This window comes from Micromonospora sp. C41 (assembly GCF_018070485.1).
Lineage (GTDB): Bacteria > Actinomycetota > Actinomycetes > Mycobacteriales > Micromonosporaceae > Micromonospora > Micromonospora chalcea.
The window spans coordinates 30,642-55,988 of record NZ_JAGPXP010000005.1 but is presented as its reverse complement, the minus strand read 5'-3'; the positions used below and the strand labels follow the sequence as shown (position 1 = coordinate 55,988).

General features: G+C 72.6%; 26 protein-coding genes and 3 tRNA genes. 17 read left to right on the top strand and 12 right to left on the bottom strand.

What is annotated here, in order from left to right:
* Positions 1–15: 15 nt before the first annotated feature.
* Positions 16–957 (top strand): rhomboid family intramembrane serine protease, encoded by a 942-nt coding sequence (locus KBX43_RS07515; RefSeq protein WP_069089219.1) that lies wholly within the window; start codon positions 16–18, stop codon positions 955–957.
* 3 nt (positions 958–960) lie between these two features.
* Here the strand turns inward: KBX43_RS07515 and KBX43_RS07510 are convergent, their stop codons facing one another.
* On the bottom strand, positions 961–1,395 hold the full coding sequence (locus KBX43_RS07510) for a PH domain-containing protein (RefSeq protein WP_064448113.1): 435 nt from the start codon (positions 1,393–1,395) through the stop codon (positions 961–963).
* 99 nt (positions 1,396–1,494) lie between these two features.
* Here KBX43_RS07510 and KBX43_RS07505 point away from each other — a divergent pair, with 99 nt between their 5' ends.
* The 6 genes from KBX43_RS07505 (at position 1,495) to KBX43_RS07480 (ending at position 6,872) form a co-directional block, all read left to right on the top strand.
* Positions 1,495–2,667 (top strand): acetyl-CoA C-acyltransferase, encoded by a 1,173-nt coding sequence (locus KBX43_RS07505; RefSeq protein WP_210883889.1) that lies wholly within the window; start codon positions 1,495–1,497, stop codon positions 2,665–2,667.
* Between the two features lie 108 nt (positions 2,668–2,775).
* Positions 2,776–3,288: a hypothetical protein gene (locus KBX43_RS07500; RefSeq protein ID WP_064448114.1), complete on the top strand. Its 513-nt coding sequence runs from the start codon at positions 2,776–2,778 to the stop codon at positions 3,286–3,288.
* Between the two features lie 68 nt (positions 3,289–3,356).
* Complete coding sequence (locus KBX43_RS07495; protein WP_064448115.1) at positions 3,357–4,040, top strand: response regulator transcription factor; 684 nt, start codon at positions 3,357–3,359, stop codon at positions 4,038–4,040.
* Entirely contained in the window at positions 4,033–5,439 is a 1,407-nt protein-coding gene (locus tag KBX43_RS07490; protein WP_210883888.1) for a sensor histidine kinase KdpD, read from the top strand. Before KBX43_RS07495 ends, KBX43_RS07490 begins: the two co-directional genes overlap by 8 nt.
* A 59-nt stretch (positions 5,440–5,498) precedes the next feature.
* Positions 5,499–6,083, top strand: a complete 585-nt coding sequence (locus KBX43_RS07485) for a hypothetical protein (RefSeq protein WP_210883885.1) — start codon at positions 5,499–5,501, stop codon at positions 6,081–6,083.
* Positions 6,084–6,161: 78 nt separating this feature from the next.
* Complete coding sequence (locus tag KBX43_RS07480; protein ID WP_043327778.1) at positions 6,162–6,872, top strand: glycosyltransferase family 2 protein; 711 nt, start codon at positions 6,162–6,164, stop codon at positions 6,870–6,872.
* Positions 6,873–6,942: 70 nt separating this feature from the next.
* Here the strand turns inward: KBX43_RS07480 and KBX43_RS07475 are convergent, their stop codons facing one another.
* Positions 6,943–7,818 carry a transketolase family protein gene (locus KBX43_RS07475; RefSeq protein WP_043330831.1) on the bottom strand — a complete coding sequence of 292 codons (876 nt, stop codon included), beginning with the start codon at positions 7,816–7,818 and terminating at the stop codon, positions 6,943–6,945.
* 14 nt (positions 7,819–7,832) lie between these two features.
* Positions 7,833–8,516, bottom strand: coding sequence for a transketolase (locus KBX43_RS07470; protein WP_210883883.1), 684 nt, complete (start codon positions 8,514–8,516; stop codon positions 7,833–7,835).
* Positions 8,517–8,562: 46 nt separating this feature from the next.
* Here KBX43_RS07470 and soxR point away from each other — a divergent pair, with 46 nt between their 5' ends.
* Positions 8,563–9,015, top strand: coding sequence for a redox-sensitive transcriptional activator SoxR (soxR, locus tag KBX43_RS07465; RefSeq protein ID WP_174535741.1), 453 nt, complete (start codon positions 8,563–8,565; stop codon positions 9,013–9,015).
* 3 nt (positions 9,016–9,018) lie between these two features.
* Here the strand turns inward: soxR and KBX43_RS07460 are convergent, their stop codons facing one another.
* Both KBX43_RS07460 and KBX43_RS07455 read right to left on the bottom strand, forming a co-directional pair.
* Positions 9,019–9,993, bottom strand: coding sequence for an NAD(P)H-quinone oxidoreductase (locus tag KBX43_RS07460; protein ID WP_210883882.1), 975 nt, complete (start codon positions 9,991–9,993; stop codon positions 9,019–9,021).
* A 9-nt stretch (positions 9,994–10,002) separates the two neighbouring features.
* Positions 10,003–10,542: an AAA family ATPase gene (locus KBX43_RS07455; protein WP_307851481.1), complete on the bottom strand. Its 540-nt coding sequence runs from the start codon at positions 10,540–10,542 to the stop codon at positions 10,003–10,005.
* A 96-nt stretch (positions 10,543–10,638) separates the two neighbouring features.
* Between KBX43_RS07455 and KBX43_RS07450 the strand changes: the two genes are divergently transcribed.
* The 3 genes from KBX43_RS07450 to KBX43_RS07440 all read left to right on the top strand — a co-directional run bounded on the left by KBX43_RS07450 (position 10,639) and on the right by KBX43_RS07440 (position 12,267).
* Positions 10,639–10,728 (top strand) — tRNA-Ser (locus KBX43_RS07450).
* Positions 10,729–11,003: 275 nt separating this feature from the next.
* Positions 11,004–11,693, top strand: coding sequence for a DNA alkylation repair protein (locus KBX43_RS07445; RefSeq protein ID WP_210883881.1), 690 nt, complete (start codon positions 11,004–11,006; stop codon positions 11,691–11,693).
* 40 nt (positions 11,694–11,733) lie between these two features.
* Positions 11,734–12,267 (top strand): YbhB/YbcL family Raf kinase inhibitor-like protein, encoded by a 534-nt coding sequence (locus KBX43_RS07440; RefSeq protein WP_210883878.1) that lies wholly within the window; start codon positions 11,734–11,736, stop codon positions 12,265–12,267.
* Between the two features lie 53 nt (positions 12,268–12,320).
* Here KBX43_RS07440 and KBX43_RS07435 read toward each other — a convergent pair whose 3' ends face one another.
* Entirely contained in the window at positions 12,321–13,025 is a 705-nt protein-coding gene (locus KBX43_RS07435; protein WP_043327784.1) for a class I SAM-dependent methyltransferase, read from the bottom strand.
* Positions 13,026–13,233: 208 nt separating this feature from the next.
* On the opposite strand from KBX43_RS07435, the gene KBX43_RS07430 reads away from it, so the two are divergent.
* Positions 13,234–15,012 carry a hypothetical protein gene (locus tag KBX43_RS07430; RefSeq protein ID WP_210883875.1) on the top strand — a complete coding sequence of 593 codons (1,779 nt, stop codon included), beginning with the start codon at positions 13,234–13,236 and terminating at the stop codon, positions 15,010–15,012.
* Between the two features lie 4 nt (positions 15,013–15,016).
* Here KBX43_RS07430 and KBX43_RS07425 read toward each other — a convergent pair whose 3' ends face one another.
* Positions 15,017–15,799 carry an IucA/IucC family C-terminal-domain containing protein gene (locus KBX43_RS07425; RefSeq protein WP_210883999.1) on the bottom strand — a complete coding sequence of 261 codons (783 nt, stop codon included), beginning with the start codon at positions 15,797–15,799 and terminating at the stop codon, positions 15,017–15,019.
* 320 nt (positions 15,800–16,119) lie between these two features.
* Here KBX43_RS07425 and KBX43_RS07420 point away from each other — a divergent pair, with 320 nt between their 5' ends.
* Complete coding sequence (locus tag KBX43_RS07420; protein ID WP_064448840.1) at positions 16,120–17,652, top strand: peptide deformylase; 1,533 nt, start codon at positions 16,120–16,122, stop codon at positions 17,650–17,652.
* A gap of 66 nt (positions 17,653–17,718) precedes the next feature.
* Here the strand turns inward: KBX43_RS07420 and KBX43_RS07415 are convergent, their stop codons facing one another.
* A complete protein-coding gene (locus KBX43_RS07415) occupies positions 17,719–18,840 on the bottom strand; it encodes a globin domain-containing protein (RefSeq protein WP_043327787.1) in 1,122 nt (373 codons plus the stop codon).
* Between the two features lie 122 nt (positions 18,841–18,962).
* Here KBX43_RS07415 and KBX43_RS07410 point away from each other — a divergent pair, with 122 nt between their 5' ends.
* Positions 18,963–19,736 carry a CPBP family intramembrane glutamic endopeptidase gene (locus KBX43_RS07410; RefSeq protein ID WP_030499361.1) on the top strand — a complete coding sequence of 258 codons (774 nt, stop codon included), beginning with the start codon at positions 18,963–18,965 and terminating at the stop codon, positions 19,734–19,736.
* A gap of 91 nt (positions 19,737–19,827) precedes the next feature.
* On the opposite strand, the gene KBX43_RS31385 is transcribed toward KBX43_RS07410, so the two are convergent.
* Positions 19,828–20,883: a hypothetical protein gene (locus KBX43_RS31385; protein ID WP_247677232.1), complete on the bottom strand. Its 1,056-nt coding sequence runs from the start codon at positions 20,881–20,883 to the stop codon at positions 19,828–19,830.
* A 493-nt stretch (positions 20,884–21,376) separates the two neighbouring features.
* On the opposite strand from KBX43_RS31385, the gene KBX43_RS07400 reads away from it, so the two are divergent.
* From KBX43_RS07400 to KBX43_RS07390, 3 genes are all read left to right on the top strand, one after another.
* Positions 21,377–21,467, top strand: a tRNA-Ser gene (locus tag KBX43_RS07400).
* A gap of 35 nt (positions 21,468–21,502) precedes the next feature.
* Positions 21,503–21,575 (top strand) — tRNA-Arg (locus KBX43_RS07395).
* A 276-nt stretch (positions 21,576–21,851) separates the two neighbouring features.
* A complete protein-coding gene (locus tag KBX43_RS07390; RefSeq protein WP_043327788.1) occupies positions 21,852–22,919 on the top strand; it encodes a polysaccharide deacetylase family protein in 1,068 nt (355 codons plus the stop codon).
* 104 nt (positions 22,920–23,023) lie between these two features.
* On the opposite strand, the gene KBX43_RS07385 is transcribed toward KBX43_RS07390, so the two are convergent.
* From KBX43_RS07385 to KBX43_RS07375, 3 genes are all read right to left on the bottom strand, one after another.
* Positions 23,024–23,530, bottom strand: a complete 507-nt coding sequence (locus tag KBX43_RS07385; protein WP_210883873.1) for a hypothetical protein — start codon at positions 23,528–23,530, stop codon at positions 23,024–23,026.
* 496 nt (positions 23,531–24,026) lie between these two features.
* On the bottom strand, positions 24,027–24,725 hold the full coding sequence (locus tag KBX43_RS07380; RefSeq protein ID WP_210883871.1) for a hypothetical protein: 699 nt from the start codon (positions 24,723–24,725) through the stop codon (positions 24,027–24,029).
* On the bottom strand, positions 24,718–25,206 hold the full coding sequence (locus tag KBX43_RS07375) for a SigE family RNA polymerase sigma factor (protein ID WP_210883862.1): 489 nt from the start codon (positions 25,204–25,206) through the stop codon (positions 24,718–24,720). The genes KBX43_RS07380 and KBX43_RS07375 overlap by 8 nt, the downstream gene beginning before the upstream one ends.
* Positions 25,207–25,347: the final 141 nt, after the last annotated feature.

Here is a 25,347-nt window from a genome sequence, read left to right as displayed (position 1 = left end):
GGTACCTTTGCTCGCATGACTGAGCGCTCCGGCCAGCCCGGCGACACCACCGGGGACCCGGTGCCGACCACTCCGGTCTGCTACCGGCACCCCGGCCGGGAGACGTACATCCGCTGCTCTCGATGCGACCGGCCGATCTGCACCGAGTGCATGCGGGACGCCTCCGTCGGCCACCAGTGCCCGGAGTGTGTCGCCGAGGGACGCCGCAGCGTGCGGCCGGCGCGTACCGCCTTCGGTGGCGGTGCCGCCGGCCGCCAGGGCAACGTCACGAAGGCGCTGATCGCGCTGAACGTGCTGATGATGCTGGTCTCCATCGCCTCGGCCCGCAGCGGCAACGCGGTGGCCGGCGGTGGCCTCGGTGGCCTGATGGGCGACCGCACCCCGCTGACCGACTGGGGCTCGGTGCTGGGGCTGGCCGCCTTCCCCGACGGCACCATCGGCGGAGTGGCCGACGGCCAGTGGTACCGGCTGGTCACCGCCATGTTCCTGCACTTCGGCGTGCTGCACCTGCTGCTGAACATGTGGGCGCTCTGGGTGCTCGGCCGGACGCTGGAGGCGGTGCTCGGGCCGCTGCGCTTCCTGGCGCTCTATCTGCTCGCAGGGCTGGGCGGCAACGTCGCGGCGTACGTCTTCACCGCGCCGAACCGCACCACGGCCGGCGCCTCGACGGCGGTCTTCGGCCTGTTCGCCGCGATCTTCGTGATCATGCGGCGGCTCGGCCGGGACACCTCGGCGATCGTCCCGATCCTGGTGATCAACCTGATCTTCACGTTCACCGTGCCGAGCATCTCGGTGGCCGGCCACCTCGGCGGTCTAGCAGCCGGCGCGGTGGTGTCGCTGATCCTGGCGTACGCCCCCCGGTCACGCCGGACCGCGTTCCAGGTGGCGGGCTGCGCGATCGTGCTGGTCGCGATGATCGGCCTGACCCTGGTCCGTACCGCCGCCCTGCTCGGCTGAGCCTCAGCCCGCGGCGGGGCGGGCCTCGTCCAGCGCCGCCGCCACCTCGTCCAGCGGCGCGTCCAGGTCGCGGTGGCCGAACAGGTGCAGCGACTCCCCGGCGTCGATCTCCAGCGTCTCGGCGGTGATTCCGCGCCGGGCGCGCCGCTCCAGGCGGATCGCCTCGACCGAGTCCCACGGCAGCCGGCGTCGCCCGGCGAACCCCCGCAGCACCGTCAGCCCGTCCCTGTCGACGGCGAGGCGGACCGGCGCGACCACGTCGCGCAGCGCCCAGAGGAGCAGGCCGGCCGCGGCCAGCCCGGCCAGCCCCGGGCGGACCGGGTCACCGCCGGCGAAGAGCAGCCCCAGGGCCAGCAGCGCGAGCGCGCCGAGCGCCTTGAGCACCGGCGCCTCCCGGGGCACCCGCCACTGCCGGACCGGTGGCGACTGTGGATCCATCCGACCAGCATGCCAGCCGTACCGTCGGCACGCCGGGGGAGGACGGCCGGTCCGGTCAGCACGTACTATCGGGGCAAGCGAGGTTACCCGGGAGTAGACATGAGTGACGCGGTCATCGTCGGCGCGGTACGGACCCCGGTCGGGCGGCGCAAGGGCAGCCTCGCCGGAGTGCACCCGGTCGACCTCTCGGCGCACGTGCTGCGTGCGCTCGCCGAGCGCACCGGCATCGACCCCGGCCTGGTCGACGACGTGATCTGGGGCTGTGTGTCGCAGGTCGGCGAGCAGTCCTGGAACGTGGCCCGCAACGCGGTGCTGGCCGCCGGCTGGCCGGAGTCGGTCCCGGGCACCACGCTCGACCGTCAGTGCGGGTCGAGCCAGCAGGCGCTGCACTTCGCCGCCGCCACTGTTCTCTCCGGCCAGGCCGACCTGGTGGTGGCCGGTGGCGTCGAGTCGATGACCCGGGTGCCGATGGGGTCCAGCGTCGCCGGTGGGATGCCGTTCAGCGCGGCGATCTTGGAGCGCTACCGGGGTGTCGAGGGCGTCGCGGCGGACTCGCCGCTGCCGTTCAACCAGGGCGTCGGGGCCGAGCTGATCGCCCAGCGGTGGCGCTTCTCGCGTACCCAGCTGGACGAGTTCGCGCTGGCCAGCCACGAGAAGGCGGCAGCCGCGCAGGACGCCGGCGCGTTCGAGGCCGAGCTGGCGCCGGTGGCGCTCGCCGACGGCGGCAAGTTCTCCGCCGACGAGGGCATCCGCCGCGACACCTCGCTGACCAAGCTGGGCGAGCTGGCCACCCCGTTCCGCGCCGACGGCGTGGTCACCGCCGGTTCCGCGTCGCAGATCTCCGACGGCGCCGCCGCGCTCGCGGTCACCACCGCCGAGTGGGCCAGCCGGCACGGCCTGCGCCCGCTGGCCCGGGTGCACACCGCAGTGGTCGCCGCCGACGACCCGGTCACCATGCTCACCGCGCCCATCCCGGCCACCGCGAAGGCGCTGCGCCGCGCGGGGCTGGGCATCGAGGAGATCGGCGTGTACGAGGTGAACGAGGCGTTCGCCCCGGTGCCGCTGGCCTGGCTGGCCGAGACGGAGGCGGACCCGGAGCGGCTCAACCCCCGGGGCGGGGCGATCGCGCTCGGTCACCCGCTCGGCGGGTCCGGCGCGCGGATCATGACCACGATGCTCCAGCACATGCGGGACAACGGCATCCGCTACGGCCTGCAGACCATGTGCGAGGGCGGCGGGATGGCCAACGCCACCATCGTCGAGCTGCTCTGAGCCGACCGGCCGCCGGTGTCGCACCTCAGGTGCGACTTGCACGTGTGGAAGTTCCAGAAATCGGGCGTGACCCATATCACCCCTGGTCATCGCGTCGTTGGACCGGGCATGGACGTGTTCTCGCGAACGTTCCTTCCGGCCGCCGCCGAGACCGGCCTGGCGACCCAGACCGTCACCCGGCACATGCCGGTGTTCCGCCGGTGCGTCGGCTCCGGCGACGCCACCATCCTGGTCACCCGGTGCAGCCGCCCGGACGACCCGGTCGGCGGCGACTACCTGATGCTGCTCACCCACCGCCGCCTGGTGGTCACCCGGCAGACCCGGGTGCTGCACCGGCTGCGCCTGCACCTCAACACGGAGCTGCGCGAGCTGAGCAACGTGACGTGGAGCCCCGACCCCCGCGCGCACAGTGTGGAGCTGGCAGCGACCGCCATCGACGGGGCGCGGGAGCGTTTCGTCATCCGTACCCACCACCCGAAGCAGGTGTGGCAGCTCGACACGCTGCTCAACCACGCCTTTCGTACCCGCCTGCGGGCTCCGGCCGAGCGGGTCGTCGCCACGATCGGCGAGCCGCCGGCGAGCGCCCGGCCCACAGTGCTCCGGCCGGCGCCGGCCCGCTGACGCCCTCCTTACCGGATCCGAACATTTCCTGACCGGCCGGGCGGTCGACCGTCGGTCATCATGAGCCGGTGACCACCGCCGCCCCGCCCGGGCTCGTCCTCGTGGTGGAGGACGAGCCCGCCATCGCCGACCTGGTCCGGCTCTACCTGACCCGGGACGGGTTCGGCGTACACCTGGAACGTGACGGCGAGGCCGGGCTGGCCGCCGCGCGGCGGCTGCGCCCGGTGGCCTGCGTGCTCGACATCGCGCTGCCCGGCCTGGCCGGCACCGAGATCTGCCGCCGGCTGCGCGCGGCCGGCGACTGGACGCCGGTCATCTTCCTCACCGCCCGGGACGACGAGGTGGACCGCGTCGTCGGGCTGGAACTGGGCGCCGACGACTACGTCACCAAGCCGTTCAGCCCGCGCGAGCTGCTCGCCCGGCTGCGGGCGGTGCTGCGCCGCACGTCCGGCGTGTCCGCCGAGCAGCCCCGCACGCTCGGCGCCGTCACGCTCGACCCGGCCCGCCGCACGGTGACCGCCGCCGGTACGCCGGTGCAGCTCACCTCCACCGAGTTCGACCTGCTCGCGCACCTGATGGCCCGTCCGGGCCGGGTGTTCACCAGGGAGGAACTGCTGGCCGGCGTGTGGGGGTACGCGGCGCACGCCGGCACCCGGACCGTCGACGTGCACGTGGCGCAGGTCCGGGCCAAACTCGGCCCGGACAGCGTGATCCGCACCCACCGGGGCGTCGGGTACGCCGCCGATGCCTGAGCAGCCGCCCGGACCGATGCCGGGCCGCCCCGGGCGGACGCTCACCGCCCGCGCGGTAGTGGCCACCTGCGCGGTGGCGCTCGTGTCGGTGCTCGTCACCGCGCTGGTGGCGGTGCCCCTGGCGGTACGCGGCGCGGAGCGCCGGGACCAGGAGGCGCTGGCCGCCCAGGCCCGGCTCGCCGCCGACGTGCTCCGGGTGCGGGCGGTACGCCAGCGCGACGGCGCCGGGGACCGGCTCATCCGCCAACTGGGTCAGCAGCGGATCGAGGTGTACCTGATCCGGGACGGGCAGGCCGACCGGCCGGGCCTGCCCCGACCGCTCGTGACACGGGTGGCCGGCGGCGACAACGTCTCCGGCCGGCGGCTGGTCGACGGGGAACGCCGGCTGGTCGAGGCGCGGGCGCTGCCCGGCGGGGACGGTGTGGTGCTGACCCGCGCCCGCAGCGCCGCGCCGTGGCAGCAGGTGCTGCGCGGACTCTGGCTGCCGCTGCTCGCCGGACTCGCCGCCGGGGCGGCCGCCGGACTGCTGCTCGCCCGCCGGCTGGCCCGGCCGATCCGTACCGCCGCCACCGCCGCCGCGCGGCTCCGGGCCGGGGACCGGACGGTCCGGGTGCCGGTCGAGCCGCCCGACGAGGTGGCCGACCTGGCGTACGCGCTCAACGGCCTCGCCGCCGCGCTGGCCACGAGCGAGGGTCGGCAGCGCGAGTTCCTGCTCTCCGTTTCGCACGAGTTGCGGACCCCGCTGACCGCGATCCGTGGCTACGCCGAGGCGCTGGCCGACGGGGTGATCGAGGCCGACGCGGTGCCGGCGACCGGCCGGACCGTGCTCGCCGAGGCCGAACACCTGGACCGGCTGGTCCGCGACCTGCTGGCGCTGGCCCGGTTGGAGGCAGTCGACTTTCCGCTGGAACCGGTGCCGGTCGACCTGACCCGGCTCGCCGCCGACGCGGAGCGTGCCTGGTCCGGCCGGTGTGCGGCGCTCGGGGTGCCGTTCCGGCTGGAGACGCCGGACGCGCCGGTGCCGGCGTACACCGATCCGGGCCGGATCCGGCAGGTGGTGGACGGGCTGCTGGAGAACGCGCTGCGGGTCGTACCGCCGGGGGCGCCGGTGGTGCTCGCGGTCCGGGCCGCCGGTCCGGCGGGCGGTGGGACGCTGGAGGTCCGGGACGGCGGACCCGGCCTCACCGACGACGACCTGGACGTGGCGTTCGAGCGGGGCGCGCTGCACCAGCGGTACCGGGGGGTGCGCAAGGTGGGCAGCGGTCTGGGCCTGGCGCTGGCCGCCGGGCTGGTCCGCCGGCTCGGCGGCGACATCACCGCCGGGCACGCCCCGGAGGGCGGGGCCGCCTTCACCGTCGTGGTGCCCCCGGATCCTTACCGGGCTCGAACATCGGCTTGACCGTTCCCTCGTGTCGGTGCGGAACGCTCGGGGTCGTCACCGCGAGGAAAGGACCACAGATGGCACGTCAGCGAATCGTCACCGGCGCCACCGCGCTGCTCGCCGCCGCCGCGCTCGGACTCGCCGGGTGCGGCGCGAGCCGGCCCGGCGCGGAACCCGACCGGGCGGTCGAGGTGAGCGCCGCCATGGGCGCGGAGGGCCAGGCGCTCGCCGCGCTCGGCCTCGACGCCGGTGACCTGGACGTCGAACCGGTAGCCGCACCGGCGTCCACCGGTACGCCGCAGGCCGGGCCGGACGGCAAGGGCGAGCGGGCGGAGGGGAACAAGCGCCACCGGGCCCGGGTGCTGCTGCGGCGCAACACGCTGCACGGCGAGGCGGTGGTGCGGAACAGGGACGGCGGCACCAGGACGGTGGCGGTCCAGCGCGGCGAGGTGACCGCGATCGACGAACGGTCGATGACCGTGAAATCCACCGACGGTTTCACAGCGACCTGGACGTTCGGCGACAAACTGCGGGTGGTCGAGCGCCGGACCGCGATCCGATCGAACGACATCAAGATCGGCACGACTGTCGCGGTGGCCGGAGCGAAGGACGACGGCGGGAACGTGGCCCGGCTCGTGGTGGTGCCGATTCGCCAGGAATAGGTGCCTGGGCTGTCGTGACGGAAGCAATGTGCCAGGCTACGCTATGCCCCGACCCGACATCGCCTCCGTGGAGAATCCGTGAAGCTCTCGATCCTCATGCCGGTCTACAACGAGGAAGAACGTATCGCGGATGCCCTCAAGCAGGCATTGGCGGTCGACTACCCGTGCGAGATCGAGCTTGTCGTCGTGGACGACGGCAGCCGGGACGGCACCGGCGAGATTCTGGGCCGGGTCGACGACGCGCGCCTCCGGGTGATCACCCACCAGCGCAACGCCGGCAAGGGCGCGGCCATCAAGACCGCCGTCGACAGCGCCGAGGGCGAGTACATGGTCATCCTCGACGCCGACCTCGAGTACGACCCGCAGGACATCCCGCGTCTGCTGGAGCCGGTGCTCGACGGTCGGGCGACAGTCGTCTACGGCAATCGGACCTTCGGCAGCCACAGCTCGTACAGCTTCTGGTACGTGATGGGCAACAAGGGCGTCACGCTCGCCGCGAACGTGCTCTACAACTCCTACATCGGCGACCTGGAGACCTGCTTCAAGCTGATGCCGCTGGAGCTGTACCGCTCGCTGCAGGTCCGCTCCCGGGGCTTCGGCATGGAGGCGGAGGTCACCGGCAAGCTGCTCCGCCAGCGCATTCGCCCCTACGAGGTGCCGATCAGCTACCGCGCGCGGGGCCGCGAGGAGGGCAAGAAGATCACCTGGAAGGACGGCGTCGAGGCGATCTGGATCCTGGCCCGCGAGCGCGCCCGCCGCCGCCCGGCCACTCCCGCCGCCGCGCACTGAGCCCGCACCGCCGCAACCCCGCGATCCCGGCACGAGCCGAGGCCGCGGGGTTGCGTCGTGTCCGGGGCGCTCAGCCGAGGAACGTGTCCACCGAGCGGCGCAGCCCCGCGGCGTCCAGGCCGTGCCAGCGTTCGTGGTCCTCGGCGCTGCCGTAGCGGCGCAGGTCCTCGCGGCCCACCCCCAGCGACAGCAGCCGGTGCGGCCGGTCGGCCAGCGCCTCCGACACCACCCGCGCCGAGGTGCCCGCCAGGTACGGCTCGACCACCATCACCTCGGTTCCGGCCAGCGCCCGCAGCCCGGCCGTGTCGAACGGGCGCGGCCGGTGGGTGTAGGCCACGGTCACCGCCCGGTCGGCGGTCGCGGCCAGCGCCGCGTCCAGCACCGGCCCGACCGCCACCAGCAGCGCCGCGCCCGGCCCGGCGTCGCGCACCACCCGCAGGTCACCCGCCTCCGGGTACGCCCGCGCGTTGGCCCGGATCGACAACCGCAGGTACGCCGAGTCCTGCCCGCACACGACGTCGCGCAGCAGCGGCCGGACCTCGTCCGGGTGCCCCGGCACGTGCACGGTCCAGCCGTGGAGCGTGTCGATCAGCGCCACGTCGGCCGGACCGAGGTGGGTGCGTCCCGCCTCAGCCCGGTCGTACGAGCCGCCGATGCCGACGAGCACCGCGCCGACGCCCTGGTGGTCGAGGTCCAGCTTGATCTGCTCGTACGCCCGCTCGACCAGGAACGGGGCGTAGCTGTGCACGATCGGCCGCTGCCCGGTCAGCGCCAGCCCACCGGCGACCCCGACCATCAACTGCTCCCGGATTCCGACGTTGATCACCCGGTCCGGGTACCGGGCGGCGGCCGGCTCGAACGCGGCGGCGGAGATGTCGGCGAGCACGACTGTCGTACGCGGATCGGCGAGCACCTCCTCGGTGCTGGTGACGAACGCGTCCCGCATGGTGCTGCTCATGCTCACTCTCCGTCCGTGACGACCGCGACGACGACGTGCGGCCGGTGATCGTCGTGCCCGGTGAGGGCGGCGTGCAGGGCGTCGTGGTCGCGCCCGTCGACGGTGGCGGCGCTCCACCCGTTCACCGCGAACCGGCTCGCCGCACCACCCGGCCAGCCGTACGTGGCCGAGCGGTTGTCCAGCACGATCGCGGTCAGGTTGCCCAGCCCGGTCGCGCCCGCGTACGCGATCGCCTCGTGGTTGGAGCCCTCGTCCAGTTCGGCGTCGCCGAGCAGCACGTACACCCGGGGGTCGGTGCGGCCCTGGGCCCGCAGCCCGAGCGCGGTGCCCACGCCCAGCCCGAGGCCGTGGCCGAGCGAACCGGAACCGATCTCGACGCCCGGCACGAGCGTGCGGTCCGGGTGGTCGCCGAGGCGGCTCGCCGGGCCGCCCTGGTCGTCCAGCCACTCGGGCGGTACGAAGCCGCGGGCGGCGAGCAGCGCGTAGTAGCCGGCGACCGCGTGCCCCTTGGAGAGCAGGAAGCGGTCCCGGTCCGGGTCGTCCACGGTGGCCGGGGTGATCCGGAGCACCCGGTCGTAGAGCACCTGGAGCACGTCCAGCGTCGAGTACACGTTGGCGCCGAACTCGCGGCCGGCGCGCACCCGGTCCAGCAGCGCGCCCAGCTCGGTGGCGGTGGTCGTCGTCATACCGATAGCCTCGGACTTGAAGCGAACTTCAACTCAAGGCCGTGTGATGCACGAAGCAACACTGACCATCGGGCAGCTCGCCGAACGCAGTGGCGTCGCCCCCTCGGCGCTGCGCTACTACGAGCGGCTCGGCCTGATCCACGCCGCCCGCACCGGCGGGAACCAGCGCCGCTACGCCCGCACCGAGCTGCGCCGGGTCGCGTTCATCCGGATCTCCCAGCAGGTAGGTGTCTCGCTGGAGGAGATCCGCGCGGCGCTCGACTCGCTGCCGTCGGGGCGTACCCCCACGCCCGACGACTGGGCCGCGCTGTCCCGCGCCTGGCGGGACCGGCTGGACGAGCGGATCCGGCTGCTCGGCAAGCTCCGCGACGACCTGGACGGGTGCATCGGCTGCGGCTGCCTGTCGTTGCAGCGCTGCACGCTCTACAACCCCGGCGACTCGCTCGCCGACGAGGGCCCCGGCCCACGCCTCATGCTTCCACGCCCCGGCCAGGGCTGACCGTCACCGGACCAGCAGCACCTTGCCCAGGTGGTCGTTGGTCTCGACCAGGCGGTGCGCGGCGGCGGCGTCGGCCATGTCCACCCGGGCGTGCACCACCGGCCGGACCCGGCCCGCCTCCACCAGCGGCCACACCTGATCGCGTACGCCCCGGACGATCGCCGCCTTCTGCTCGTCCGGACGGGACCGCAGCGCTGTCGCGTGCACCGCCGCCCGCTTCGCCAGCAGCATCCCCAGGTCGAGTTCGCCCTTGCGGCCGCCCTGCATGCCGATCACCACGAGCCGCCCGCCGGTCGCCAGCGCCGCCACGTTCCGGGGCAGGTAGGACGCGCCCATGATGTCCAGGATCACGTCCGCGCCTCGGCCGTCGGTCACCCGGCGTACCTCGTCCACGAAGTCCTGCTCCCGGTAGTCGATCGTGTGCGCGGCGCCCAGCTCCTGCAGCCGGTCGTGCTTCGCCGAGCGGGCGGTCACCACCACTGTCGCGCCGAGCGCCACGCCGAGCTGGATCGCGAACGTGCCGATCCCGCTGCCGCCGCCGTGCACCAGAAGCGTCTCCCCCTCGGCCAGCCGGGCCAGGTCCACCACGTTCGACCAGACCGTGCAGGCCACCTCCGGCAGCGCCGCCGCGTCGACCAGGTCCACCCCGGCCGGCACCGGCAGCAACTGCCCGGCCGGCACCGCGACCTGCTCGGCGTAGCCGCCGCCGGCGAGCAGCGCGCAGACCTCCTGACCCACCGACCAGCCGGTCACGCCGGGACCGAGCGCCCGCACCGTCCCCGAACACTCCAGACCGGGGTACGCGGACGCGCCCGGCGGCGGCGGGTAGTGCCCCTGCCGCTGCAACAGGTCGGCCCGGTTCACCGCGCTGGCCCGCACCTCCACGACCACCTCGCCGGGGCCGGGCTCCGGGTCCGGCACGTGGGTCCAGACGAGCGCCTCGGGTCCGCCGGGTTCCGTGATCGTGATCGCGCGCATGACTCAGTCTTACCCGATCTGCCCGTCGGTCCACGCGCGGGCGAGGATCTCGGCCACCGTCTCGTCCGGCGTCTGGTCGGACGTGTCCAGCCAGAGCCCGATCCGGGGCGTGTCGGCCCGGAACCCGGCGTCCAGGTCCGCCACCGGCCAGTCCCCGTACCCCGTCTTGGGCCGGTCCCGCTCGCGGGCCGCGACCACCTCGGCGCGGGGCGCGAGCACCACCACGGCGAGCGGCCGGTGCCGGATCCGGCCGACCATGGCCGGCAGGTCCGCGCCGAGGACCACATCCTGGAGTACGACGGTGAAGCCCGCCGCTGCGTACCGGTCGGCGGTCGAGGCGGCCAGGTCGTAGCGCAGCCGGAGCTGCCGCAGCGCCTCGTCGGTCGGCTCGGCGGTCATGTCGGCCCGCCCGTTGACGATCACGCGGCGGAACACGTCGCCGCGCAGATGCACCGAGCGGGGCAGCCGCCGGGCCAGCCCTTCGGCCACTGTGGACTTGCCTGCGGCCATGATTCCGCTGATCAGCACCACTGCCGGACTCTCCCACACGCACACATTCTCGCAACGGAGGTGGGACGGCGGCTTGCCCGGTACGGGGTTCGTGGCAGACTGGGTCCCGGTCGCGCACCCCTCGGGGGCGTGCCGGGAGGGTTCGCCTAGTGGCCGATGGCGCTGGTCTTGAAAACCGGTAAGGCAGCGATGTCTTCGTGGGTTCGAATCCCACACCCTCCGCCAACTCCCACCCCGCCTCGCCTCGGTCTGCCGCGCGTGCGGACACATGGGCGTGTCGCCCCGGAAGTAACCATCGCCTCTGCGGCTTATGACTGCTCTCTTCTTCGGCGACCCCCACGGCGAGTCTCGGCCGCACCGGATGTGCCTGACACCGCGGGAGTTGCCGGAATCGGGGGAACGCGATGAGACGGGACGACGCTGACCGGCGGGGCGGCGGAACAGCGGGAGCGCCGGGCGCGGCCGTAGGCTGCGGGGCACGGATACGGCGGGAGGGCCTGGTGGCGGAGACGACGACGGTGGCCGAGGTGACGGCCGAGCTGGCCGCGCTCGACGATCCGAAGATCCGCGCGGTCAACGAGCGGCACGGCGACGACCATGGGGTCAACCTGGGCAAGCTGCGGGCGGTCGCGAAGCGGCTGAAGACGCAGCAGGACCTCGCGCGGGAGCTGTGGGCGACCGGCGACAGCGCGGCGCGGCTGCTGGCGCTGCTGATCTGCCGGCCGAAGGCGTACGGACGGGACGAGCTGGACGCGATGCTGCGCGAGGCGCGTACGCCGAAGGTGCACGACTGGCTCGTCAACTACGTGGTGAAGAAGAGCCCGCACGCGGAGCCGCTGCGCCTGGCCTGGTCGGCCGATCCCGATCCGGTGGTGGCGAGCGCCGGCTGGGCGCTGACCACCGAGCGGGTGGCGCGGAACCCGGACGGGCTGGACCTGGCCGGTCTGCTCGACGAGATCGAGGCGGAGATGGCCGGCGCGCCGGAGCGCCTCCAGTGGGCGATGAACCACTGCCTCGCGCAGATCGGGATCGAGCATCCGGCGTACCGGGAACGCGCGGTCGGCATCGGCGAGCGGCTCGGGGTGCTCAAGGACTACCCCACGCCGCCGGGCTGCACGTCGCCGTACGCGCCGGTCTGGATCAACGAGATGGTGCGCCGACAGCACGGCGGCCCGGACAACGGGGTATGAAGGGGCGCAGGACATTCGCGTACCCGGAAGGACCGTTTCGATGACCCTGGAACGACCGATCGCCCCGGACCCGTACGAGCTGTTGCCGACGGTGCCGTCGTTCGACCTGACCAGCGAGGACGTGCACAACGGCGAGCCGATGGACGCGCGGTACGCGCACGGCAGCACCGGCGGCGAGAACGTCTCCCCGCAGCTGTCCTGGTCGGGCTTCCCGGCCGAGGCCAAGAGCTTCGTGGTCACGTGCTTCGACCCGGACGCCCCGACCGGCAGCGGCTTCTGGCACTGGGTGCTGGTGAATGTGCCCGCGTCCGTCACCGAGCTGCCCAGCGGCGTTGACGAGGGCGACCTGGGCGGCGCGTTCAGCGTCCGCAACGACTACGGCGAGACCGGCTACGGCGGCGCCGCGCCGCCCGCCGGGGACCGCCCGCACCGGTACGTGTTCGCGGTGCACGCCGTGGACGTGGACCGCCTCGACATTCCCGCCGGGGCGAGCCCGGCCTTCGTCGGCTTCAACCTGGCGTTCCACACCCTGGCCCGGGCGGTCATCCGCCCGACGTACCAGATCAAGGAGTGAGGTGTAAGGAAGGGCCCCTTGTTAACAGACGTCTGTTAACAAGGGGCCCTTCCTTACACGCGGGCGACCGCGAAGACGGACTGGCCGAACGGCGGGCGGACGCGCTGCTCGGCGGCCTTGGTGACGGGGAGCACGAGCGTGTCGTACACCTTCACCATCGGGCCCTCCTTCGGCATCAGCCGGAAGACCTTGGTGGCCATGAAGTAGCCGATCAGGCCGAGCGCGTTGGCGTAGTGGATCCGCTCCACGGTGAGGCCGGCCTCGGTCATGGCCGCGGCGAGCGTCTTCTTGGTGTAGCGGCGGACGTGGCCGGTGGCGATGTCGGCGGGGCTCATGGCGAACTGGAACGCCGGCACGATGATGACCACCGCGCCGCCGGGGCGGACCAGGTCGCGCATGCTGCGCAGCGCGCCCACGTGGTCGTCGATGTGCTCCAGCACGTTGTACGAGACGGCCGCGCTGTAGTCGCCACGCTCGTGGTGCGGGAGCAGCATCTGCCGGACCTCGACGCCCGGGTGGTCGGCCAGCCGCTCCTTGAGCTGGACCAGCCGGTCCGGGTCCGCCTCGGTGGCGGTGATCCGGGGCACCTGCTCGGCCCACGCGGAGGCGTAGTCGCCCAGGCCGCTGCCGATTTCGATCGGGTTGTCACCGAGGTAGGGCACCGCCAGCTCGACGAACCACTGCCGGTGGTTGACAGCGGTCGCGAGGCCTTCGAGCACCTCGGACTGGACGCGCTGGTCCCCAGTGATTTCTGCCATGCGTCGATTCCTCACGATATGACTGACCCGCGCCTGGACCGTCAGAGTCAACCATCTGGATGGCTGAGGGGGAAATCGGGGGACGGAGGGGGGCCGAATTGTGATGCGGAGGGGTGCCTGATCGGCGGTCGGCGAACTCGGCACATAGTACGTGAGTCTGCGGAACATTGCACCTGCCGGTCATACCCTGACTACGCTCTGAAATGTCATGACTACTCCGGAATCAGCGGCGGACCCGGCGAAAACGGGGCACGGCAGGCGGATCGATGTGCTCGCCGTGCTCAGCTTCGTGCTGCTCGCGCTCTGGGTCACCGCCCGGTTGTGGGTGGACCCCCGCAACGGGGTCCGGGACAATCGGACAGATCAGGCGCAATTCGAATGGATGATGGCGCATGGTGCGCGCGTCGTCACCGATTTCGCCTATCCGTTCACCTCGGACCGGATGAATGTGCCGGATGTCGTCAATCTCATGGCCAATACGTCCGTATTATCTGTTTCATTACCGCTGACCCCGGTCACGCTCTGGGCGGGTCCGCGCTGGTCATTCCTGATTTTCCTCACCCTCGGGCTCGCCGCCACCGGCGTGTCCTGGTATTTCCTTCTCTCCCGAGTTGTCGTGCAGTCTCGCGGTCCGGCCTGGCTGGGTGCCGCCTTCTGCGCGTTCGCGCCGGCGATGATCTCGCACGCCAACTCGCACCCCAACATCGTCAGCCAGTTCGTGGTGCCGCTGATCATCTGGCGGACGCTGCGCCTGGCCGAGCCCGGCCGGTGGCTGCGCAACGGCGTACTCCTTGCCCTGGTGATCGTCTGGCAGGCGTTCCTCAACCTGGAGATCCTGCTGATGACCGCCATCGGCCTCGGCGTGGTGGTGCTGGCGCTCGTACTCGGCCGTCCCGCGCTGCGCTCGGCGGCCCGCCCGTTCGCCGCCGGACTCGCCGTGGCCGCGGTGGTCGCCGGGGCGCTGCTCGCGTACCCGCTCTGGGTCCAGTTCTTCGGTCCCGGCGCGTACAGCGGGCTCTCCACGCTGATCCGGGGCTACTCCACCGACCTCGCCGCGTACGTCGCCTGGTCCCGGGAGTCGGTGGCCGGTGACGCCCGGGGCAGTGAACCGCTGGTCAAGAACGCCACCGAGGAGAACGCGTTCTTCGGCTGGCCGCTGGTGATCCTGGTGGCCGCGCTGGTCTGGTGGATGCGCCGCAACGCGGTGGTGCTCGGCCTGGCCGCGGTCGGCCTCGTGTTCGCGCTCTTCTCGCTCGGCCGGGAGATCCGCTACGACGGACGCGACACCGGCATCCCCGGCCCGTGGGCCGCGCTGGAGAACCTGCCGGTCCTGCACTCGGTGGTGCCCACCCGCTGGTCGCTCGCGCTCACTCCGATCATCGGCGTGCTGCTCGCGCTCGGCGCCGAGCGGGTCCGCCGGCTGGCCGCCCGGCATCCGGACGCACGCGGGCAGATCCGGTTCGCCACCGTCACCGTGCTCGCGATGGCGCTGCTGCCGATCCTGCCCACCCCGCTGCCGGCCAAGCGCCTCGAACCGACCCCGGCGTTCGTCACCTCCGGCGCCTGGCGCCCCTACGTCGCCGACGGACGCAGCATCGTCACGCTGCCGCTGCCCGACACCACGTACGCGGTTCCGCTGCGCTGGTCCGCCGAGACCCGGCTGGACATGCCGCTGGCCCGCGGCTACTTCCTCTATCCGGACACCCGCCCCGGCGGGGACCGGATCGCGCTGTTCACCGCGCCGCCGCGTCCCACCAGCACGTTCTTCGAGACGGTACGGCGCACCGACGCGGTTCCGCCGATCACGCCGCAGGACCGGGTGGCCGCCGTCGACGACCTGCGCTACTGGCGGGCCGGCGCGGTGATCCTCGACCCCCGGCTGCCGCAGGCCGACGCGCTGCGCCGGGCGATGACGGAGCTGAGCGGGATCACGCCCACCCGTACCGGCGGGGTGTGGTTGTGGGACGTCCGGCCGCTGGCCGACTGAGCGGTCAGCCCTGGCGGACGCAGCAGCCCTGGCACACCTTGGGCCGGGGCAGCGTGAACGCCAGGCAGCAGGTGCGCCGCTGCACTGTCGGCTCGCCGGCCGGGCCGGGCACCAGTTCGACCAGGTCGTTCAGGTCGAGCGCGCCGAGCAGCGCGCCGACGGTCGCCACGGACGAGCCGGGCAGCGCGTCCGCCGCGCGCAGGATGCCGTGCGCGATGCCGGAGGCCACCGAGCCGAGCAGCGTACGGGTGCCGATCCGCACCTCGCCCTGGATGGCGGCGATCAGCGGGGCGAAGTGCGCGTCGAGCAGGGACGCGCGCAGCGCGCCGAGCAGCGCGGCCTCGTCCGGCACCACGACCACACCCGGCGCGCCGGCCAGCGCCAGCGGGTCACCGGGCAGCACCGCCACCGGGGTGAACGCGCGCAGCCCCAGCGTGAGCAGCTGGTGGTGGTCCTCGAAGTGCACGAGGACGTCGGCCGGGTCGAGCAGCGGCACCCGCCGGGCCGACGCCCAGCCGAGCACCGCTGGGAGCGCCGTCCAGTAGCTGTAGGACTTCCACGCGAGCGCGGCACAGGCGTGCGGGGTGCCGCCCCAGCGGCGGCCGGCGCGGGTCAGGAACTCGGGAAGCAGCGTGCCGTCGATCAGCCGGGCGGCCGGGGACCAGCGGTCCAGCTCGTCGCGGACCAGCAGGCCGGGCGCGAGCCCGGGCAGGTCGTCGGTGCCGAACATGGCGCGCAGGGTCGCGGTCACCGGGGCGAACGGGGTGGCGGCGTCGCGCCCCGGCATCACCGCAGTCACCTGGCCGTCCCCTGTCTGGTCGCCCTGTCGGCCGGCGCGTGCCGTCGACCGAAGCTAAGGCTAGCCTAACCACTCCCTCGGCGGGAGGGGAAGTGACGTCGCGGTGTCGCGGGGAGGTCCCGGTCACTCCGGCGCCGGTCGCGTACTACCCGGCCCGGAAGACGAAAAACGCCGCCGGAAACGGCGACGCACGGTGTAAGGATCGATGCGCTCCGTTCAGATGTCAAGGTGTATGTCGAATATGAGGCAGTTTCCGTACACGTTCGGCCACCCAACGTGAAAATGGGCTTCCCGCCACGAGGAAGCTGATGACGACCTCACCGATCGAGCGTGCCGCGGACTCGTTCGCGGCGGAACTTGCCCGGCACCGGACCGGCCGAGGGCTGTCCAAGAAGCAGTTGGCGACGCTGATGGGCTTCGACCCGTCCTACGTCAGCCACGTCGAAGGGCGCCGGCACCGGCCCACCGAGGACTTCGCCCGCCGCGCCGAGGCCGTCCTGGAGGCCAGCGGCGCGATCTGGCAGCGCTTCCGGGAGTACGACGAGCTGCGGCACGGCCGCGCCGGCGGAGCGCACCGCGACCCGCCGGTCCCCGGGCAGTGGCTGCCGCCCGGCACCGGCCTCGTGGTCGAGCGCGAGGTGGCCACGCTCACCCACATCGGCGACGGCTACCACTGCGCGATCCGGCGGGAGCTGTACAACGCGGGCACCGAACCGGTCACCCGCTACCTGGTCCGGGTCGCCGTCGACCGCTACCCGAACGACCCGGGCCGCTCCAACCGGCACCACCGGGAACACCCGCTCACCTTCGCCGAGCTGCAACTGACCGCGTACCGGGACGACGGCAACGGACGCGAGCCGATGCACTGGCGGGCCAAGCACGACCGGGACGCGTTCAAGGAGATCTGGCTGCTCTTCGAGAACGACGAGGGACGCTTCCCGCTCTACCCGGGCGACCGGGTCACCATCGAGTACGCGTACCGCGTCGGCCAGGACAAGTGGGGCCCCTGGTTCCAGCGGGCCGTACGCCTGCCCACCCGGCACCTGGCGGTGCGGCTCGACCTGCCCGCGGACCTCGACCCCAAGGTGTGGGGCGCGGAGACCTCGCTGTCGGCCGAGGAAGGACCGCTGCGTACGCCGATCCAGCGTGCCTCCGACGGCGACCGGGTGATCTTCGACTGGGGGACCGACGACCCGCCGCTCAACGCCCGCTACCGGATGCAGTGGCGGTTCCGCAGCCCGCAGGCGGACGCCGAGCCGGACAGCGCGCCCACCGGCGGCGCCCGGGTTCGGGCCAGCGACCGGATGCGTGCCGTGGGCATCGTGCAGCGCGGCGACGACCTGCTGCGGCAGCCGGCCCGCCAGTTCGACCTGCCGGCCGAGGAACGGCACGCCCGGCAGGTCATCGACCGGCTCGCCGCGATGCTGGCCCGGCTGGACGAGCTGCACCCGTTCAGCAAGGGCGTCGGCCTCGCCGCGCCCCAGCTCGGCATCGGCTGGTCCGCCGCGCTGGTCCGGCCCGCCGACCGCGCGGCCGAACCGGTGGTGCTGCTCAACCCGCGCGTCGTGGACACCGCCGCCGAGACCGACGAGCAGTACGAGGGGTGCCTCTCCTTCTTCGACCACCGCGGCCTGGTGCCCCGGCCGCTGCGGATCGACGTGGAACACGCGCTCTGGGACGGCAGCCGGGTGATCACCTCGTTCGAGTACGCGATGGCGCGGCTGGTCGCGCACGAGATCGACCACCTGGACGGGCGGCTCTACGTCGACCGGATGGCGCCCGGCGTGCCGCTCGTGCCGGTGGAGGAGTACCGCGAGACCGGCACCCCCTGGCGCTACTGAAACGGGGGGCCGGGTCGCGTGCCCCAGGGGGCGGGGGCCCGCGACCCGGCTCGGGGGGAGCAAGGTTCAGAGGTTGCCGAACGTGTCGTACCGGATGTGGTCCGGCGGGACGTCGTCGGCGGCGAGCGCCCGCAGGGTGGCCCGGACCATCGCGGCCGAGCCGGAGACGTAACAGTCGTGCGTGGTCCACGGCCCGTACCGGGTGACCACCTCGGACACGTCACCGAGTTCGCCGCCGAAGTCCGGGTCCTCGCTGCACGACGGCGTCACCGACAACCACGGGTGGGTCGCGACCAGGTCCTCCAGGCCGGCCAGCCCGTACAGCTCGTCCGGGCGGCGCGCGCCGTAGAAGACGTGCACCCAGCGGGTGCGGTTGACCCGGGTCAGCTCCTCCACCAGCGCCTTGATCGGCGCCAGCCCGACCCCGCCGGCCACGCAGAGGACGTCCCGGGTGGACTCCGGATCAAGCGTCATCGAGCCCATCGGCGCGGCCACCCGCAGCAGGTCACCCGGCTTGGTGCGGCGCACCAGCGCCCCGGACACCCAGCCGGCCGCGCCGGGCGGCGTACGCACGTGGAACTCCAGCACGTTCTCCTCGTTCGGCGCGTTCGCCACCGAGTACGTCCGCCACACCCGCGGGTGGTAGCGGGGCACCTCCACGCTGACGTACTGCCCCGCCTGCCAGGGCAGCGGGTGCTGGAGCGCGCGTACGGTCAGCACCGCCGTGTCCGGGCCGTGCCGCTCGTGGGTGAGCACCTCGGCGTGCCAGTACGGCGGGTTGCCGTCGGCCTCCGCGCCGGCCAGCATCCGCGCGCTGATGCTCGCGTACGCCTCCCGCCACGCCTGGTCGTACTCCAGGTTCCAGCCGTCCCCGGCGGTGCTGCGCAGCGCGTCGAGCAGCGCGACACCCATGGTCGCGTAGTGCTCGGCCGTCACGTGGTACTTCCGGTGGTCCCGGCCCAGCGCCCGCAGGTACTCGTCGAAGCTCTCCGGGTCGCCCACGGTCTGGGTGGCGGTGACGATCGCCTCCAGGATCCGGTCGCCCTGCCCGTTCATCTGCACCGGGAATAGCTTGCGCAGCTCCGGGTCGAGGAGGAACAGCCGGGCGTAGAAGTGACCACTGAGCCGCTCCCGGTCCTCCTCGACCAGGGCCCAGCTCTCCTTCAGCAGCCGCGCGAAGTTCTCCACAGGGGCACGCTCCTTCTCCGTACGGGCGGATCGGCAGCCATAGAATCTCCACGGAGCGTGTACGTCGGTCGCACAGAATGTGCGATCGCCGGGCCGGGACGCCGAAGTGATTTCATGGTCCGGTGACGGTTGACGAGCTGGCCCGCCCGGTCTCCCGCCGGATGCTGGGCACCGAGACGCTGCTCGTGCTCGGTCTGTCCCTCGGCCAGTCGGCCGTGTACGCGCTGGTGTCGCTGATCGCGAAGCTGACCGCTACCGGTGGGCTGTCCAAGCAGACCGCCGCGCTGAACACCTCAGCGTCCGCCCGGCCGTACCTCGACCTGACGTACCAGCTGCTCGGGATCGTCTTCGCGCTGCTGCCGGTGCTGCTCGCCGTACACCTGCTGGCGCGCGACCCCGGCGACCCGGCACGGACGCTCGGCGTCGACTTCCGGCGGCCCGGCTCGGACCTGGCCCGGGGCGCGGGCCTGACCGCGCTCATCGGCCTGCCCGGGCTGGCGCTGTTCTGGGCGGCGGCGCAGCTCGGCCTCAACGCCACCCTGGTCCCGGCCGCGCTGCCCGACCTCTGGTGGACGGTGCCGGTGCTGATCCTCGCCGCCGTGCAGAACGCCGTGCTGGAGGAGGTGATCGTGGTCGGCTACCTGATCACCCGGCTGCGGCAGCTCAACTGGCGCATCGGCGCGGTGCTGGCCACGAGCGCCCTGCTGCGCGGCTCCTACCACCTCTACCAGGGCTTCGGCGCGTTCGTCGGCAACGCCGTCATGGGTGTGATCTTCGGGCTGTTCTACCTGCGCACCCGCCGGGTCGCCCCGCTGATCGTCGCGCACACGCTGCTCGACATCTTCGCGTTCGTCGGGTACGCGATGCTGCCCAAGTCCTGGTTCGACTGGCTCTGATCCCGGCTGTCGGCCTGATGGCTTCGCCGGGTCGGCGAGGTGGCGGTGTCGCGGCCCGACGGACCCCGCCACCTCGCCGAACCGGCGTCGATCAGGTACGGCCGGGCCGGTACCGGGCGACCGCCCGCGCGGCCACCCGCTCGGCCGTCGCCGTACCGCCGATCGCCGCCGCCAACGCCGCCGCACCCGGCAGGCGCCGGGCGGCCAGCCGCAGCCCGAGCCACCCGCCCGCCTGCGCCGCCACCGGCGTCGCCAGCCGCCACGCCGCCTCCGCCACCCGCCCCAACGGCCCGTCCGCCGGCTCGTCGGCCGTGCGAGCCGCCGCCAGCGCCGCCCGTGCGGTGCCCTCGTCCGGGTGCACCAACGTCAGCACCAGCAGCTCGGCCGCCCGATCCGGATGCGCCGGATCCCGCCCGTACGCGGCGGCCAGGTGCAGCACCAGGTTCGCCTGCGTCCACAGCACCGCTGCCAGCTCCGCGACCGGCGCGAACATCCCGGCGCCGGCCGCCAGCGCCCCACCCGTACCGGCCATCCGGACGAACCGCCGGGTCGCCAGCCGGGCCACCCCGTCGGCGTCCGCCTCCGGGTAGGCCCGCCGGACCTGCTCCACCCAGTCCCGGGCGCGCGGCCCGAGCGCGTCCACCGCCGCCAGCGCCAGCAGCTCCGGGGCGAACCCGGGGTGGTCGCGCAGCTGCGGCCCCACCGCCCGCCAGCCCTTTTCCTGGGTACGCGCGGCGTGCCGGCCGTCGACGGTGGCCGGCAGGTTCTCGGTCTTGTCGTGCGGCTGCGCTTCTTCCGGCGGGTCCAGGGCGGGCGGTTCGGTCTTGCGACTCTCGTCGACGGCGGGTTGATCGACGGCCAGGGCTTGATCGCCGGCTGCGGCTGCGGGCTCGGCGGGGTCGACCGCTGACGGGGGTGTCTCCGGTGCCGGAGGGGTCGCCGTGACGGCGGTGGCGTCCGTGGCCGCCGTCGAGGCCTCCGTGGTCGTGGGGGTCTTGGCGCTCTTGACGGTCCGGGTTGCCTTCTTGACGGCGGGAGCGGCCTTCTTGACCGGGGGAGCGGCCTTCTTCGGGACGGCCTTCTTCGCGGCGGGCGCACGGCGGGTCCGCTTCGGCGTCTCGTCCTCGCTCGGCGGCTCGGTCGGCACCGACTCCTCGGCCGGACGGCGTGATCGCGCGGCCGGCTCGGGGGAAGGCGTACTCGCTTCGGCCTCCGCGGGCACGGGGTCGGGCTGCGCGGCGGCAGGCGTACCCGGATCGTTTGTCGAAGGCTCGGCGGCCGGGCGTGGTCGCGGTGCCGGCGCTGCGGCGTCGGCCGCCGGCGGCTGGAAGACGACAGTCGGCGCGGCCCGGCGCGGACGCCGGGGTGGCGGTGTGTCGCTCGTCGCGCTCCCGGCGGGAGGCTCCGGCGTGGGTGGCGGGCTGAACGTGGGTCGGGTGGAGCGGGTCCGCCGGGCCTTCGCGGCAGGCTCGCGACGGGGCGGATCGCTCGGCGGCTGCTCCTGCATATCGATGGAGCGTAGCCGTGGACGTGATCTGGCACACGACGGAAACGCGTCGTGAGGGCCGGTCCCGGCATCCGCTTTGCCCCGGGCGGGTGCGGGCCTGTATCCTCGGGCGCGGTGACCTCAGGGTCGCCAGGGAGACTTCGCCTAGTCTGGTCTATGGCGCCGCACTGCTAATGCGGTTGGGGTCTTAAAGCCCCTCCCGGGTTCGAATCCCGGAGTCTCCGCGCGAAAGCCGGTTGTGTAGACTGGCCGAGCACAAGCGCCCGTAGCTCAACGGATAGAGCATCTGACTACGGATCAGAAGGTTAGGGGTTCGAGTCCCTTCGGGCGCACAGCAGTTGAGGGGCCGCTTCGGGAAACCGGGGCGGCCCTTTTTCGTGCGCTCCACCGGCGGTCATGCCGCCTCGCGTCGCCCAGCCACCGAGCGATGGCGACTGATGGGTCCGGATGCGCAGCGACTGACTGGGAGCCGATCCTTCCGGAAAACTTCCGGAAAATCATTGACCTGTTCGAAACGCCGCTGCAATACTCCGAACACTGCGACATCAGCATGCGTCGATTGAAGCCATGCGTCGTCGGGTGTCACTCGTCCCAAGGAGGACCTGCGCATGTACGCCAGCATCCGCGGCTCCCGCCGCCCGTCCACTCCCCGAAAATCGCGTCTCACCTTCCGGTTGGCAGTGCTCGCCTCCACTGTGGCGCTGGGCGCCGCCGGCCTTGCGGTCGCCGCCACTCCGTCCAGCGCCGCCACCTGCAACGGGTACGTCGGCCTCACCTTCGACGACGGGCCGACCGGCAGCACCAGCGCGCTGTTGTCCGTGCTGCGCGCGAACGGCGTACGGGCGACCATGTTCAACGTCGGCCAGAACGTGCAGAACAACCAGTCCGCCGCGCGGGCCCAGGTCGACGCGGGCATGTGGGTGGCCAACCACAGTTGGAACCACGCGCACATGACCTCGATGAACCAGAGCCAGATGCAGTCGGACCTCTCCCAGACCAACTCGGCGATCCAGGCGGCGACCGGCGTCCGGCCGCAGTTGTTCCGCCCGCCCTACGGGGAGACGAACTCGACCCTCCAGTCGGTCGCCTCGTCGCTCGGCCTGCGCCAGGTGATCTGGGACGTCGACTCCCAGGACTGGAACGGCGCCAGCGTCAGCCAGATCGTCTCCAACGCCAGCCGCCTCCAGGACGGCCAGGTGATCCTGATGCACGACGGCATTCAGAACACCCGCGACGCGATTCCGCAGATCATGGCCAACCTGACCAGCCGCAACCTCTGCCCGGGCATGATCTCACCGAGCACCGGCCGAGCGGTGGCCCCGGACGGAACTCCGCCGCCGACCACTCCGCCGCCGACCGGCACGCCGACCACTCCGCCGCCGACCACTCCGCCTCCCAGCGGCGGATGCACAGCGACGGCGACGACCCCCAACGTCTGGGGTGACCGGTACAACACCTCGGTGACGGTTCAGGGGGCCAGCAACTGGACCGTGGTCGTGGCTCTGACCCCGCCGCAGCGGGTCTCCACCACCTGGAACGGCTCCCCCAGTTGGGACAGCACCGGTTACGTGATGACGATGCGGTCCAACGGCAGCGGCAACACCTTCGGCTTCACCACGATGATGAACGGCAACAGCGGCGCCAGACCGCAGATCCGTTCCTGCACCGCGGGCTGATCCCGGTGGCCCACCCAGGTCACCGGAAACGGCTCGGGTGAGCGTGGTCGACCAGGTGCCCCTACGGTCCAGCTGACCCTGGACCGTAGGGGCACGGTTCGCTTCTACGCGAGCGTTTCGGTTCTGATGTAGAGCACCATTCCGACCAGAGCCAGCACGTCCACCGTCAAGAGACCGAGGTGCGCATACCGGTAGCGGCGCACCATCGTGCCGGCTACGGGCGTCGCCGGCGTGTGGTCCAGGAGCGCCGCGATCTTGTTCAAGCGCGTCTGGTACCCGCCCGGACGCACCCGGTGATGGCCACCCACGCTGGGGGTCAGGGCGGCAATCGGAACAGGCGGGTGCCCGGAGACTCGCAGCTCGATGTCGAACCCGTCGAGCCGGACTCCGTCGACCAGTGACCGTGGAACGCTGTATCTGACGAGTGGGTTGCCCACGACGACATGCGTGCGGGTCACCGCCACGAAGGCAGCCGGCCCCGCGAGGTACATGAGCAGTACGCACGTGCCGAGCGGCGTGAGAACCATCAGCAGCAACTGCTGGGTGTCGACGATGCGGGAGGGCGTTACGAGGCCGAAAGCGCCGGCCGCCGTGCACATGACGATCGTCATCAGAGCGAGCGGGTCGTTCCGCCGGATCACGGTCTCAACTCCCCAACAGGTCGTGACCTTGGCAAGGCAGGATCATGATGTACGCGTGGCCTGGCGTGCGCGAGAGGCGCTGTTCCGCCGACGCGGGCGGAGGCCCGGGAGAACAGCTCGGGTCGGCTGGTCTCTCGCCCTCCTTGCCGGCTATGCGCTGTGGAGTTGGGCCGTGTACGGCTGGGCTGATGCCCACGACTACCGCGGATTGCTCGACGGATGGCGTCCCTGGTATCTCGCCGTCGCCGCCGTGACCTACTGGCCACCCGCGTACCTCCTGTGGTGGTGGATCTATCCGAGGGAGGGGCTCGTTCCATGGATGCGCGGATGACGATGGACGCGGAAGTCGCAGGCCTCACCCAAGCGCGCTCGTAGCCGCTCGTACCCGAGCCGGCGACGGCGACGCTGGACGAGCGGAACCGGGCGACGCGGCCGCCGACGAGACTCGGGAGCGGCCCGGGCGGCGCTACGGTACGCGGACGAGTGACGCGTGGGCGGCGCGCCCTTCGGCCGCCTGGTCCGGCTCGATCGAGACGTAGACCTTCTTGGGCCAGGGCGCGCGCACGCTGAGGCTTACGCGCTCCGGCTCGTCACTGCAGGGCACCTGCGCCTCGGCGGCGTCGGGAGGGATGGGGGCCGGATCCCCGGCCTCGTCCGCCCCCGAGGTCGCGGCCCAGAACCGCGTCCGGAGCGTCCCTTCCCCGACGCACAGGACGTCGAGCACGTAGACGCCGGTCTTGTTCTCGTTGTACCCGGTGCCACTGATGCCGCCGCGCCGGGCGGGCTCGGAGCCGATCATGAGGATGGGCCCTTTTCCCTCACGTCTGCGCTGCTTGTTGTCCACGGAGGTGATCCCGAGCGCGGCGGCTGCTGTGGCGGCCATGCGGTCGAGTTGTTCGGCGGGCAGTTCCGACGGGGACGGCGACAGGCTCGGTGCCGCAGGCGGGGTGGCGGATCGCTCGCTTGTGGCCAGGTGGGTCACGGCGACGCCACCCGCCACCACGATCCCGACGCCGGCGGCGAGGGCGGCGATTCCGGTGCGGCGCCGGTTCCGTACGGTCCGCTGCGCCGCCGCGGTTCCCGGTGGGCGGATGTGTGTCAGAGTCTCCGCGCGCATGAGGGCGAAAGCGTTCCGGGTCTGCTCCTCGGTGATGTCCTCAGGCATGCGACTTCTCCATGTGTTCGGGGCCGAGCCGGGCGGCGAGCGTGGCCCGACCGCGATGCAGCCATGACCTGACGGTGCCTTCGGGCACCCCCTCGCGGTCGGCGATCTCCGCGACCGGCAGGTCGGCGAGATAGCGAAGCACCATTGCCCGCCGCTGCGCGGCGGGCACCGAGGCCAGGGCCTCGACCAGCGCGACGTGGTCCGGTTCCGGTCCCGCGACGACCGGCTCGCCGCGCTGGCGTCGGTGAAACGCCCGCATCACGCGCAGTCTCCGCCAGCGGCTGGTCGCGAGGTTCCAGGCGACCCGCCGGACCCAGGCGGCGGGGTCGTCGTAGCCGGAGACCTGCCGCCATCGGGCGAGCGCCCGGCAGAACGCCTCCTGAACGACGTCCTGGGCCTCGTGCAGGTCGCCGAAGTAGGCGTACACCTGCACCGTCAGGTCCGCGTAGCTCGCCGCGTAAAAGTCGTCGAAGTCCCTCATCGGCGACTACACGCGCGGCCTGATCGCAACGTTGCGGGTGTCCATCAGATTTCACCGCTCCCTCGACCACGCAGCAACCCGCGGCCGGCGGAAATCCGCCGACCGCGGCCCCGGGTCGCTGTCCGGTGATGCTGCCTGCTC